Origin of the sequence: Pseudomonas sp. Irchel 3F6 (assembly GCF_900187595.1) — a bacterium.
Lineage (GTDB): Bacteria > Pseudomonadota > Gammaproteobacteria > Pseudomonadales > Pseudomonadaceae > Aquipseudomonas > Aquipseudomonas siliginis.
Genome location: NZ_FYDP01000002.1, coordinates 26,358 through 39,235 on the forward strand (window position 1 = coordinate 26,358; position 12,878 = coordinate 39,235).

General features: G+C 60.0%; 10 protein-coding genes, 1 other RNA gene and 2 pseudogenes. 6 read left to right on the plus strand and 7 right to left on the minus strand.

Translation table 11 applies throughout. The features are described from left to right. Nucleotides 1-433 precede the first annotated feature (433 nt). Nucleotides 434-1,450: an AraC family transcriptional regulator gene (locus CKW30_RS06175; protein ID WP_095180334.1), complete on the minus strand. Its 1,017-nt coding sequence runs from the start codon at nucleotides 1,448-1,450 to the stop codon at nucleotides 434-436. A 188-nt stretch (nucleotides 1,451-1,638) separates the two neighbouring features. Here CKW30_RS06175 and CKW30_RS06180 point away from each other — a divergent pair, with 188 nt between their 5' ends. The 5 genes from CKW30_RS06180 (at nucleotide 1,639) to CKW30_RS06200 (ending at nucleotide 7,263) form a co-directional block, all read left to right on the plus strand. Next, nucleotides 1,639-3,243 (plus strand): FAD-binding oxidoreductase, encoded by a 1,605-nt coding sequence (locus CKW30_RS06180; protein ID WP_095180335.1) that lies wholly within the window; start codon nucleotides 1,639-1,641, stop codon nucleotides 3,241-3,243. Then, nucleotides 3,240-4,835, plus strand: coding sequence for a glycerol-3-phosphate dehydrogenase/oxidase (locus CKW30_RS06185; protein ID WP_095180336.1), 1,596 nt, complete (start codon nucleotides 3,240-3,242; stop codon nucleotides 4,833-4,835). Before CKW30_RS06180 ends, CKW30_RS06185 begins: the two co-directional genes overlap by 4 nt. Next, entirely contained in the window at nucleotides 4,832-6,382 is a 1,551-nt protein-coding gene (locus tag CKW30_RS06190) for an FGGY-family carbohydrate kinase (RefSeq protein ID WP_095180337.1), read from the plus strand. The genes CKW30_RS06185 and CKW30_RS06190 overlap by 4 nt, the downstream gene beginning before the upstream one ends. 219 nt (nucleotides 6,383-6,601) lie before the next feature. Next, nucleotides 6,602-6,847: a plasmid stabilization protein gene (locus CKW30_RS06195; RefSeq protein ID WP_076565651.1), complete on the plus strand. Its 246-nt coding sequence runs from the start codon at nucleotides 6,602-6,604 to the stop codon at nucleotides 6,845-6,847. Beyond that, nucleotides 6,844-7,263, plus strand: coding sequence for a type II toxin-antitoxin system VapC family toxin (locus CKW30_RS06200; RefSeq protein ID WP_095180338.1), 420 nt, complete (start codon nucleotides 6,844-6,846; stop codon nucleotides 7,261-7,263). Before CKW30_RS06195 ends, CKW30_RS06200 begins: the two co-directional genes overlap by 4 nt. 415 nt (nucleotides 7,264-7,678) lie before the next feature. Here CKW30_RS06200 and CKW30_RS27820 read toward each other — a convergent pair whose 3' ends face one another. The 3 genes and pseudogenes from CKW30_RS27820 to rimJ all read right to left on the minus strand — a co-directional run bounded on the left by CKW30_RS27820 (nucleotide 7,679) and on the right by rimJ (nucleotide 10,333). Next, the gene (locus CKW30_RS27820; RefSeq protein WP_370593494.1) at nucleotides 7,679-8,542 is read right to left on the minus strand and encodes a methyl-accepting chemotaxis protein; all 864 of its coding nucleotides are present in this window, start codon (nucleotides 8,540-8,542) and stop codon (nucleotides 7,679-7,681) included. 42 nt (nucleotides 8,543-8,584) lie between these two features. After that, nucleotides 8,585-9,598: pseudogene (locus CKW30_RS27825) on the minus strand (methyl-accepting chemotaxis protein); the annotation flags it as partial. 147 nt (nucleotides 9,599-9,745) lie between these two features. Beyond that, nucleotides 9,746-10,333 (minus strand): ribosomal protein S5-alanine N-acetyltransferase, encoded by a 588-nt coding sequence (gene rimJ / locus CKW30_RS06210; protein WP_095180340.1) that lies wholly within the window; start codon nucleotides 10,331-10,333, stop codon nucleotides 9,746-9,748. A 357-nt stretch (nucleotides 10,334-10,690) separates the two neighbouring features. Between rimJ and CKW30_RS06215 the strand changes: the two genes are divergently transcribed. Beyond that, the gene (locus tag CKW30_RS06215) at nucleotides 10,691-11,146 is read left to right on the plus strand and encodes a hypothetical protein (RefSeq protein ID WP_256584170.1); all 456 of its coding nucleotides are present in this window, start codon (nucleotides 10,691-10,693) and stop codon (nucleotides 11,144-11,146) included. Here the strand turns inward: CKW30_RS06215 and CKW30_RS27830 are convergent. The 3 genes and pseudogenes from CKW30_RS27830 to CKW30_RS06230 all read right to left on the minus strand — a co-directional run bounded on the left by CKW30_RS27830 (nucleotide 11,032) and on the right by CKW30_RS06230 (nucleotide 12,837). After that, nucleotides 11,032-11,582: pseudogene (locus CKW30_RS27830) on the minus strand (DUF4007 family protein). The gene CKW30_RS06215 and the pseudogene CKW30_RS27830 sit on opposite strands and share 115 nt — an antisense overlap. 495 nt (nucleotides 11,583-12,077) lie before the next feature. Then, nucleotides 12,078-12,466, minus strand: a transfer-messenger RNA (tmRNA) gene (gene ssrA, locus CKW30_RS06225). Nucleotides 12,467-12,561: 95 nt separating this feature from the next. Then, entirely contained in the window at nucleotides 12,562-12,837 is a 276-nt protein-coding gene (locus CKW30_RS06230; protein ID WP_016771781.1) for a hypothetical protein, read from the minus strand. Between the last annotated feature and the right edge of the window lie 41 nt (nucleotides 12,838-12,878).

Sequence of the window (12,878 nt, forward strand, 5' to 3'; positions counted from 1 at the left end):
AGGGAGGCAGCTGTGCGCAAGTTAGCGGACCGGTAAGCATTCAACCCGGTGCATCCGAAGATGCCATGCGCACAGCCACCATCGAGTGCAGGCGGGAGCCTGACCGGATTGGACTTGTACAACCGGAATGCTGTCCGAGCCGCTAAGCTCGATCACTGAGAAATCAGTGACCGAATCAAGTTAACGGCAGGCCCCAAGGCGCACAAGCCGGCGGATTCTGGCGCAGGCGTAGGCAGCGGCGCAAGGAATTGTGGGTGGTTTCGCTGAATGTCTGGCGGCTTTAAACAGTTGTGCCAAGACGCGTTTAATCGGTGTGGCAAATGACGCCTTCGCGAGCAGGCTCGCTCCCACAAGGGGGCTGCGGTGAACTCGGAAATGCAGGCAACCGAGAACTACTGTGGGAGCGAGCCTGCTCGCGAAGAGGCCATCAGCATCACCGCCGATTCCGCAGCCGAAACTCCCCCGGCGGCATCCCGCGCCAGCTCTTGAACGTGCGATGAAACGAGCGCGGTTCGGTGAAGCCCAGATACTGCGCAATGTCCTGAATGGGCAACGTGCTGTTGAGCAAATAATGCTCGGCCAGTTCCTGACGCAGCTCATCGAGAATCTGCTGATACGACGTCCCGACCTGCTGCAATTGCCGCTGCAACGTGCGCACCGAGACGCTGAGCTGTTCGGCCACTTGCTCCTTGCGCGGCAAGCCCTCCTTGAGCAAACCGCGCAGGATGTTTTTCACCTGCTGCGCCAGCGACGCATCTTCCAGCGTCGCCAGCAAACCCATCGCGTGTTCTTCCAGGGTTCGCAGCAATTGCGCATCGGCCTGACGCAGCGGCAATTGCAAATACGCCAGCGGCACCACCAGCGCCGAATACGCCTGATCGAATAGCACCGGGCAACCAAAAAACGCCTCGTACTCGGCCAGCGTCACCGCATCCGGCCGCCCATGCTCCAGCCATACGCAGGCCGGCGACAGCTGCGTGTCGGCGATCCAGCGCGCATAGTGCAGCCACGAACCGAGCACATTTTCCACCAGGTGCCGACGAATCCGTGGCCGCTGGTAACGGCAGGCCCAGATCAGATGCACGTGCTCGCCCTGCACCTCGGCGCGGCTGACGCCCATGTCGCCGACGAGTTTTTCGAACGGCATGATCCGGCTCATGGCATCGCCCAACGTCGCGCAATTCATGGTGATGTAACCGAGCACGCTCCACGAATTGGGCAGGACGAAATTCGCCGCATGCAGCCCGAACAACCCATCGCCGGAGTGCTCGCAGAAATAATCCAGCAAGCGCTCGTGAACCTCACCCGGCAGGCGCAAGGTGTTGGCGCTCAACTGCTGCGCCTGCAACCCGGCCGCCGCCAATGCAGGCTCGATGGCCATGCCCAACTGTTCGGCATGACGCAGGTATTTGAGCAGCGGCGGAACGGAAGTGAAGCCAAGCGATGGCATGGTCGCGGTCCTTTGATCGACGGCGCGTGAGCGAATGAATGCCGCAAGGTAAGTGGATTGCCCGGCGAAAGTAAATGCCCGGACGTTTGGCGCCATTCGCTACATGATCTGGCCGGATGCGACCGTGACAGATCTCCAGCGCTGACTAGTATGCAAGCTTGATCCAACGGCAGAAAAAGGACACACGCATGCGACGCTGGAACGGCTGGGGAGAGGCAGGCACGGTGGTCGAACTGCCGGCCCAGGGCGCGACATTTCTCCACGAACGCTTGGGCGCTGGCCGGGCATTGCCCGATGCGACCCTGGCAGCGGCGTTGGCGCAAGTGCCGACCTCGCGTCTGGTGCCGCATCGCTTGTACAGCGTCGATACTCACGATCGCCTGCTGCACGCTCGCGGCCAGAGCCTGCCGGATTGGTTGGCATTACGCGAAGGCGCGCTGGGTACTTATCCCGATGCCGTGGCGTTTCCCGAAACCGCCGAGCAGATCCGCCAATTGCTGGCCCTCGCCCATGATCAGGACCTCTGTCTGATTCCCTATGGCGGCGGCACGTCGGTGGCCGGACACATCAATCCGCCAAACTCCGCGCGCCCGGTGCTGACGGTGTCGCTGGCGCGGATGAATCGTCTGACCGACCTCGACGAACAGAGCCTGCTGGCGACGTTCGGCCCAGGCGCCAGCGGGCCGCAAGTCGAAAGCCAATTGCGCGCGCGCGGCTACACGCTGGGACATTTCCCGCAGTCATGGGAGCTGTCGACGCTGGGCGGTTGGGTGGCCAGTCGTTCCAGTGGCCAGCAGTCGTTGCGCTACGGGCGGATCGAGCAATTGTTTGCCGGCGGCACCCTGGAAACGTTCGCCGGGCATCTGCAGATTCCAACCTTTCCCGCGTCGGCGGCAGGTCCCGATCTGCGTGAAATGGTGCTCGGTTGCGAAGGCCGTTTCGGGATCATTTCCGAGGTCAAAGTGCGAGTCAGCGCGTTGCCGGCGGACGAACGTTTTTACGGTGTGTTCCTGCCCGACTGGCCGCACGCGCTGCAAGCAATCCGGCAACTGGCGCAGGCGCGCGTACCGCTGTCGATGCTGCGTCTGTCGAACGCGGTGGAAACCGAAACACAACTGGCGCTGGCCGGCCATCCGCAACAGATCGCCTGGTTGGAAAAGTACCTCAAGCTGCGCGGCGCCGGCGACGGCAAATGCCTGCTGACCTTCGGTGTGACCGGCAATCGCCAGCAAAACGCACTGTCACTGAAACACGCGCGCCAGCATCTGAAAGCCTTCGGCGGCGTGTTCACCGGCACGCTGCTGGGCAAGAAGTGGGCGCAGAACCGTTTCCGTTTTCCCTACCTGCGCGAGAACCTGTGGAACGCCGGTTACGTGGTCGACACCCTCGAAACCGCCACCGACTGGAGCAACGTCGATCACTTGCTCAGCCTCATCGAAAACAGCCTGCGCGACGCCTTGGCCGCCGAGGGCGAGCGCGTGCATGTGTTTACTCATCTCTCGCACGTTTACGGCGAAGGCTCGAGCATTTACACCACTTACGTGTTTCGCCCGGCAGCCGACTATGCCGCGACGCTGGCGCGCTGGCGGATGCTCAAACACGCGGCCAGCCAAACCATCGTCGACAACCACGGCACGATCAGTCATCAGCACGGTGTCGGCAAGGATCACGCGCCGTATCTGCTGCGCGAAAAAGGCCCGCTGGCGCTGCAGACGTTGCAGGCGTTGAGCGAACATTTCGACCCGGAAAGGCGCCTCAATCCCGGCACGTTATTGCCAGAGTCGCGGCCATGACGGCGAACTGGAACGCGCAATGGCGCGAGCAGATGCTACCGACGCTGGCGGATGAAACCTGGGACCTGATCGTCATCGGCGGCGGCATCAGCGGCGCCGGGATCGTCCGCGAAGCGGCGCGCCGGGGCTGGCGTTGTCTGCTGCTGGAGCAGCGCGATTTTGCCTGGGGCACCTCCAGCCGATCGTCGAAAATGGTCCACGGCGGTTTGCGTTACATCGCCAAGGGCCAGTGGCGCCTGACCCGCGATTCGGTGCGCGAGCGTCAGCGTTTGCTTGATGAAGCGCCGGGGCTGGTCGAGCCGATGAGTTTCATGATGCCGCACTATCGCGGCGGCTTTCCCGGGCCGCGCGTCATGGGCGGCTTGCTGTCGGTGTACGACGCGCTGGCGGGGCGGCGCAACCATGCTTTTCATGACGCCGAGCAACTGCGTTTTCTCGCCCCGGGGGTGAAGGAAAACGGCCTGCTCGGCGGCAGCTGTTTTGTCGATGCGCTGACTGATGACGCGCGGCTGGTGATGCGCGTACTGCGCGAGGCTCGGGCCGATGGCGCGGTGGTGCTCAATGGTGTGCGCGTCACGCAACTGCTGCGTGAAGGCGGGCGGGTGTGCGGGGTTCAGATCGAAGATGGCGAGAGCGGGGCGACGCTGCAATTGCGCTCTGGCGTGCTGGCCGTGGCTACGGGCGCTTGGGCTGAGCGCTTGCGTCCCGTTGAGTCAGTGAAGCAATTGCGACCGTTGCGCGGCAGTCATCTGTTGCTGCCTGGCTGGCGTCTGCCGGTGGCGCAGGCGTTCACTTTTCTGCATCAGCGCGATCGGCGCCCGGTGTTTGTCTTTCCCTGGGAAGGCGCGACGGTGGTCGGCACCACGGACCTCGATCACCGCGACGATCTCGACCAGAGCGCGCGCATTTCCAGCGAAGAACTCGACTACCTGCTCGCCGCGTGCCAGCAGCAATTTCCCGGCGCCGAAATAGGCGTCGACGATGTGCTGTCGACCTGGTCAGGCGTGCGTCCAGTGGTCGGAAGCGCGGCGGGTGCGCATCAAGACAAACCATCGAACGAAACCCGCGAACATGTGCTGTGGCAGGAGCCCGGTTGCGTGACGTTGGCCGGTGGAAAACTGACCACATTTCGCCCGCAAGCGATCGAAGTGCTCAAGGCTTGTGCGGCGATGCTTGGGCGTTCCTTTATCGATGACGGCGCGCCGGTGTTCGCCGCTGTGCCGCCGCTGACGATTGCGGGACTGAGCGGCAATCAATGGCGACGCCTGGCCGGACGTCACGGTCGAGACCTGCCGAGGCTGGCGCAATTGCTCGGCGAACTCGGTCTGGAAACGGTTGGCGTCACCGATACTTTGTGGGCAGAGCTGGCGTTCGCCTGCGAGGCGGAAATGATTCTGCACCTGGATGATTTGCTGCTGCGTCGCACCCGTTTGGGCCTGTTGCTGCCGCGCGGTGGCGAGGATTTTTTCCCGGCGATCCGCACGCTGTGCCAGCCACGATTGGCCTGGGACGATGAGCGCTGGCAGGCGGAAATCCAGCGCTACCGTTTGCTGTGGCTGCGCGATCACGGCTTGCCGGAGATCACGCCATGAAATACCTACTGGCGATCGACAACGGCACCCAGAGCGTGCGCGCGCTGCTCTTCGATCTGCAGGGCAATCTGCTCGGCAAAGGCAAAGTCGACTTGCAGGCGTACTACTCGACGCAACCCGGTTGGGCCGAGCAGGATCCGGAATATTACTGGGCGAAACTCGGCGAGGCCTGCCAGCAACTCTGGCAGCAGACCGGCATCGACCGTGCGCAGATTGCCGGCGTGTCCCTGACTACCCAGCGCGGCACAGTGATCAACGTGGACGCCAAGGGCAAACCGCTGCGCCCGGCAATTGTCTGGCTCGATCAACGTCAGGCTGAGGTCGAGGGCAGCATCAAAGGGCCGTGGGGCTGGCTGTTCAAACTGGTCGGCGCCCAAGCGACGGTGGATTATTTTCGCGCCCAGGCCGAGGCCAACTGGATCGCCCGGCATCAGCCCGATGTGTGGGCGGCGACTGACAAGTTTTTGCTGCTCTCGGGTTTTCTCACCCATCGCTTGTGCGGGCGCTTCGTCGATTCGGTCGGCTGTTGCGTCGGCTATCTGCCCTTCGACTTCAAACGGCTGGGATGGGCGGCGCCGCGCGACTGGAAATGGCAGGCACTGGCGGTGCGCCCGGAGCAGTTGCCGAGCCTGCACAAACCCGGCGAAACCCTCGGCTACATCAGCGCCGAAGCCGCCCGGCACACCGGCATTCCCGAAGGCCTGCCGCTGATCGCGGCGGGCGCGGACAAGGCCTGCGAAGTGATCGGCTCCGGCGTGGTCGACGCACGCACCGTGTGCCTGTCTTACGGCACCACCGCGACGATCACCAGCACCCGCTCGCGCTACCTGGAAATCGTCCCGCTGATCCCGCCGTACCCCTCGGCCGTGCCCGATCAGTACAACTGCGAAGTGATGATCTATCGCGGCTACTGGATGGTCAGCTGGTTCAAGAACGAATTCGGCCTGCGCGAAATGCAGCAGGCGAAAGCGCAAGGCATCGAACCGGAGCAACTGTTCGACGCACTGGTCAACGAAGTGCCGCCGGGCTCGATGGGCCTCATGCTGCAACCGTACTGGTCACCGGGCATCCGCGAACCGGGCGTGGAAGCCAAAGGCGCGATGATCGGCTTCGGCGACGTACACACCCGCGCTCACATCTACCGGGCGATTCTCGAAGGCCTGGCCTACGCGCTGCGCCAGGGCATGGAGAACATCGAGCGGCGTTCAAATGTCTCGATCAAACGCCTGCGCGTCGCCGGCGGCGGCTCACAAAGCGACGCCGCCATGCAACTGACCGCCAACATCTTCGGCCTGCCGGCAGAACGCCCGCATGTGTATGAAGCGTCCGGGTTGGGGGCGGCGATATGCTGCGCGGTGGGGTTGGGACTGCACAAGGATTTCCCATCGGCCATTGCGGCGATGACTCGGGTTGGAGCGGTCTTTAACCCACAACCCGAGGCGCAGGAGATTTACCAGCAACTGTACAAAGACGTCTATCTGCGCATGTACCGGCAGCTCAAACCGCTGTACCAAAGCATCCGCAAAATCACCGGGTATCCCGAATAGTCCTGACACCATAGACCCCTGTGGGAGCGAGCCTGCTCGCGAAGGCGGAGTGTCAGTCAATGATGATCTGAATGATCCACCGCTTTCGCGAGCAGGCTCGCTCCCACAGGGGTATTGCGGTGTGCAGTTACCGACGATGCCGCTCGGCGGGCCTGACTCCAATCGAACCTGAATATGCTAGCCTGCAATCGATGATTTCATTGATTGCAGGAGGGCGACGTGGCCAGCATCACCATTCGAAACCTTGACGAGAAGCTCAAGGAGCAGTTGCGCATTACCGCTGCACACAACGGACATTCCATGGAAGAAGAGGCTCGGCTGATTCTGGGCCGAGCGCTCACCACGGTTGATCGTGCCGGAGGGCTGGGCAGTCGGATCCACCAGCGTTTCAGCGCCGAGGGCGGAGCCGAGCTCGATCTGCCTGCGCGTGCAGAAAAACCGCTCGGGGTGGATTTTTCTGAATGATAGTGCTCGATACCAACGTTCTATCCGAATTCATGCGTATCGAACCCGAGGCTCAAGTGTTGGCTTGGGTGGATGCGCAACCGGCCATGGACCTGGTCATCAGCGCAATCACCGTGGCGGAGATACTGCACGGCATCGCTCGATTACTTTCCGGCAAGCGCAAACAAAAACTCCAGGCCCACGCTTTGGCAATGTTTGAAGAGGATTTTGCCGGGCGGATTTTGCCATTCGATGCCCACGCAGCCGTCGAGTACGCGACGCTGGTAGCCGATGCAGAGGCGAAAGGGCGGGGGATTGCAATGGCCGATGCGCAAATCGCAGCGATCTGCCGAAATCGTGGAGCCGCGATTGCTACACGTAACGTCCGGTACTTCGAGTTTTCCGGGGTTAAAGTGATCAATCCGTGGCAGGTCTGAAAATCTGCTCTGTCATTTAAACCGCTTTCGCGAGCAGGCTCGCTCCCACAAGGTTTTGCGGTGTGATCAAAATCCAGCGAGCCCCACAAATCCAATGTGGGAGCGAGCCTGCTCGCGAATGCGGAGTGTCAGGCAATGTTGATTTGACTGACCCACCGCCTTCGCGGGCAAGCCCGCTCCCACAAGGGATCTGCGGTGTGCTCAAATCCTGTGACCCACATAAATCCAAATGTGGGAGCGAGCCTGCTCGCGAAGGCGCAGTGTCAGGCAATGTTGATTTGATTGACCCACCGCCATCGCGGGCAAGCCCGCTCCCACAGTTATCGAGATGAACACATCAACAGTGCTCGATCACGAAAACCTGTGGGAGCGGGCTTGCCCGCGATTCGGTTTCAGCCTCAGCGCAAAACCAAAATCAAACGCGGAAGTGGCTGACCATCTGCTGCAACTGACCACCCAACCGCGCCAGTTCAACACTCGACGCTGCCGTCTCATCACTCGCCGCTGCGGTCTGCTCGGACACGTCGCGCACGTTGATGATGCTGCGGCTGATCTCTTCGGCCACGGCGCTTTGCTGTTCAGCCGCCGCAGCGATCTGCTGGTTCATCGACTGGATGTTCGACACCGTGCGGGTGATGTTTTCCAGCGAGGCGCCGGCCTTGCGCGTCAGGGCGACGCTGCTGTCGGTCAGCGCGCGGCTGTTGTTCATCACTGCCGAAACCTGCTGGGTGCCGTTCTGCAGACCGGCGACCAGACCTTCGATTTCCTCAGTCGACTTCTGCGTACGCTGAGCCAGACCGCGCACCTCATCGGCCACCACGGCAAACCCACGCCCGGCTTCACCGGCACGCGCTGCTTCGATCGCGGCGTTGAGTGCGAGCAGGTTGGTCTGTTCGGCGACAGCCTTGATCACGTCCATGACGCTACCAATCTTGTCGCTTTCCTGTTGCAGCACGCTCATCGCTTCGGTCGAACGCACCACTTCGCTGGCCAGACGCTCGATCTGCGCGATGGCCTCATTCACCACCTTGTCGCCTTCACGGGCCTCGCCGTCCGCAGCAGCGGCAGCTTGCGACGCTTCCTCAGCATTGCGCGCAACCTCCTGCACGGTGGCAGTCATTTCGTGCATGGCCGTGGCGACCTGATCGGTCTCGACTTTCTGGCTGTTCACACCGGCGCTGGTCTGTTCGGTCACGGCCGACAACTCTTCGGCGGCGCTGGCAATCTGGGTGACGCCGTCGCGGATGCCGCTGATCAAGTCGCGCAGGGTCACGCCCATGCGCGCAATGCCTTGCTGCAACACGCCGAGTTCGTCGCGACGGGTGACGGTGACGTTCTGGGTCAGGTCGCCGCTGGCGATACGCTCGACCACGGCCATGGTTTCCTGCAACGGACGGGTGATCTGACGGGTGATGATTACCGCCGCAATCACGCCAACCAGCAGCGCCAGCAACGTACTGATCAACTGGAAGGTGCGCGCCTGGGCACTTTCGGCGTCACGGCGATCAAGCTGAATCTGGTACAGCTGTTCGCTCAGGGCGACGATGGTGGTGCCCTGATCGGTCATTTCCTTACGCGCCTGCACCGCCTCGGTGTTGGCGTTCTTGTACGCCATCAACGCACTGCGATAGCTGGTCAGCGCGGTTTCCAGTTGGCGCAGGGCATCCTGCTGAGACGCGGCAAATTGCGCGTTCAGCGGTTTGAGGCTGGCGATGGCCGCGTCGATCTGGCCGACGGCTTTCTGCTCGGTCTCGGCGTTGCTGGTCGCGGTGTAACCACGCACTTCATAGCGCGCGAGGATGAAGGCTTCCTTCGCGGCAGTAACCGCCTGGAACTGCTCGAAACGCTGGTCGCTCAACTCCAACTGCTGCACACGCTGGCTGATCGATTCGATCAGGTTGTAGGCGTTCTGGGCGTTGACGCTCATGGTGTCGCGCGCACTGTTGCCGGTGCGATAGGCGTTGCGCATTTTGTTCAGCGAGGTCTGGTATTCAGCGATGGTCGCGGCCTGCTGCTTGAGCAGTTTGACGTTCTCCGGACTCTTGAATTTGCTGATCAACGCCTGTTGCTGTGCGGCGAAGCTTTCCAGGGTGGTCTGCACATTCTGCGCGGCGGTTTCGTCGCCATTGGTCAGCATGTATTGCAGGCGCACCACGCGCAGTTTGGTCAGGCCAGCGTTGAGCTGGGTGATGTCGCTCATCCAGTTGCTGCGGTCGATCAGGCCGCCGAGGCTGGTCCAGCCGGTCAGCGCCAGAACGCAGGTCAGGGCCAGCACCAGGCCGAAGCCCAGGCCGAGTTTCATGTTCACGCTGATGTTACCGAACCAGCTATTCATGCAAATCCTCCAGAAACGTTGGGTTTCTTGGTCGTCAGTTAAGCTGGAAGATTGTTGTTCTTTTGAGCCAGCAGGGGTGTTAGCAGGTCTGTATCGGCCGCAAACCCGAGAGCTGAAAGGATTTTTGTCTGACAGGTTTCGCGCAACTCAACCCAGGCGCCGCGACCAGCGCTGATCCGGCGCCTCGAACCCCGGATTGACCAGCGCCGTCAGCACATGATCCTGCCAACGCCCGGCGATATTCAGATACGCCTTCGCATACCCCTCGCGCTCAAAACCCAAGCGCTCAAGCAAACGCGCACTGCGCTCATTGCCCGGAATGTAATTTGCCATGATCCGATGCAGATTCTGCACATCGAACATATAACCAATCCCCGCCTCCAGCCCCTCCTGCATCAAACCCTGCCCCTGATGCGCCTCATCGATGTGATAACCCAAATAACACGCCTGAAACGCCCCACGAATAACCCCGCTGAAATTGCACGCACCGATCATCTGCTGACCGTCCGACGACAGCAGCGCGAAATGCATGGCTAACCCGGCTTCGAAGGCACTGGCCTGGATCTCGAGACGACGGCGGATGTTGGCGGTGGAGAAGTAGTCGGTGGTGCGGATGGGCGACCACGGCGCCAGGTGGCGGAGGTTGCGCTGGTAGAACGCGCTTTCGAGCTCGGCTTGATCGGGGGAGAGGATCGCCAGCGTGAGGCGCGGGCAGGGCAGGGATAACAGCGGCATCGAGCGCTCCTTGGCGAGGGATCTGCTGGCAGAGTCGCGCATATGGTGGGGAGCGGCAAGATATGGAGAAGCCGAGGCGAAAAAAAGCCCGCTAGGAGCGCGGGCGAACCGTAGTTTCTTGAATGAGCGGGGGGATTTTATCGGTTCGCGGGGTGGGGGGCGGTGAAGAAATATTCATGTCGAAACAGGCGCATCAATTTCTCGCCATGCTTTCTGACGGGCCGCTATCCATAAACCGCTAAAGGCTTCAATGCCTGCGAAATCAAGTGATGAGTTTCAGAACATCTTTGCTCACACATTCGCGCATGGCGAAAATTTGATACTAGACGTCGAGTTGGCGGGAGCGACGAGGGGCTGATGACGATTACTGTTTTCGCACAAAAGCAGGAAACAATAATCATGCTGCCGTCGATTGAAAGAACAGACAGTCACGTTCATTTTTTTACTTCGCGAGACCTGCGCCGAGTGTCCGCTGCGCTGCCCTATGCATTACCTGCGCCGCACTCGCTGACGGCGTATCTGGACAACTTGATGGATGCCGGTATGGCTCCGACGCTGATCAATAACGTCCATCTCAGTATTTTGCCGGACTCGGAAAACGTATTTGCCTCGTTTGACGAACTTCAGAAGCTTCAGGCAGCCAACCCTCAGCGCTACGGCAGTGTGAGGTTAGTGGGCACAATCAAGGCAGACCCGGCTTATGCCACCAATGAACGGCTTTCGCACCCACAGGTGATTGGCGCCCGCATCGTTTTGCACGATGCACGGCCGGAAACCGTTTCTTCCCGCTTGAATACTTGGTGCACTACATGATTGAACAGAAAGTACCATGTCGTAGTTTTATTTGGGTCGCTTGCTAGGATCCAATGCATAAGCCACGTGGTGGCCGGTTGCTCTGAAAACGGATCTAACCCGCTCTCGCTATCAAAAATCAGCTTTGCCAAAGACGTTGGACCGTAACCGCCGTCCACCTCATCAATGATTTTGCATGCTGACGCCCAAAATCGAATCGACGTGACCATATTTTTCCCCACCCCAAATCTAGCGATTGCGGCGTCTTCGGAAAAAATGGTTTAGACGCTTTGAGCCCTAGTGGCTGATAATGCGCCACGGCATCATAGGCTTTGCGTAGCCATAACTGACGAAGGGGAAACGTTTCATGGCCAGAAAATTGGGGGCGTTGGTCAGGACTGAATATGATCATAGCTACCGATAGTATCCCGGACTGGAGAGAGTCGCCAGTCTGCATGCGAGTTATGATACTGGATGTATGAACAGATTTCGAAGCGTTTTTTGTGGATGTAAATATCTCTTGACTTGTCGCTGCTAACCTGTGCCGGTGTTGGCGGGTCGTAGCTTTGGTAGCATTCTCTTAGATTTTTGGGGGGGCATGCCCCCGCGCGCTTCGAAGGGAGGTAATTTGAATGTGACGCTGGAGTTTGGGCGGGATTGAAAACAAAAAACCTGCGCTGGACAAGCATCTTAGAGGGGGCAGCTGGCGAACTCAGTTGTCGACGTTCCCTCTATTTTCGTTGATGACGGGTATGGATAGGTTTAAGTGTCCATGGTGACTCCGATGCTGCGTGCATTCCAAAATACCCATCGTGGGCGGGAGTACCGTCTTGAATACACGAATTGTAGGATGAGCTCAGATATCATCGGGGTGCTTTGGAGCTTTGAACCCTATATTTACTGGATCGCAGGCACAAAAAAAGACGTCCGTGGACGTCTTTAGATGTTGAAGTGGTGGAGCCGGGGGGATTTGAACCCCCGTCCGCCAGTACTCCGCTGTCGGTACTACATGCGTAGCCGTGTCTATTAAGTTAACCCTCAGCGACCCGACGGGCAGGGTGCTTTGGGCGAGTTGTGTAAGTTTTAGCCGCTTCGTCCACAACGTACTGCACGGCGATTCTGTTCTATATGACAATCATTTCGGGTTTACAGACATCCCCTGATGATTGCTGGACCCGAAGGTACCAGGAGCATTGTCAGCTGCAATTAAGCAGCGAGAGCAACACCGTATTGGTCGTCATTGGCAACTATAAGTAGTTGCAACAGTGGATTTACGACTTCTGTTACCAAGTCGGCATGCACCTAGAGTTTCGCAACCGGCGTCGAATCCTAAACGGCCCCGAACTCATTGCCCGGTGAATCTGTTCGGGCAACAAGCGTGCACAGTGTACGTCAAAACGCTTGGCAGGCCAACCCGAAGGTTGGCCTGCGGGACATCAGTTACGCGTCGGGTTACGGATCTGCATCTTGCTGATGATGCCGTTGGTAACCTCGATGCATTCCTTGTCGTTGCCGGACGCCTGGGCCGCAGTGGCTTTTTCCTGTGCTTCCTTGATGTTATTCATGGAGCTTTCAGGAAGGGACGGCTGGCTGGTGACGAAATCTTTGATGCTTTGAAGATTCCCGGCGCAGAGGTCTTTGTCCGCCGCGAACACCGGCGAGGCCAGAAGTGCACCAGTGATAAACAATCCAGCAATTGCAGAATGCTTCATGGGTATCTCCTTGAACGATGGGGGCTCGGTGCTGCCGGACG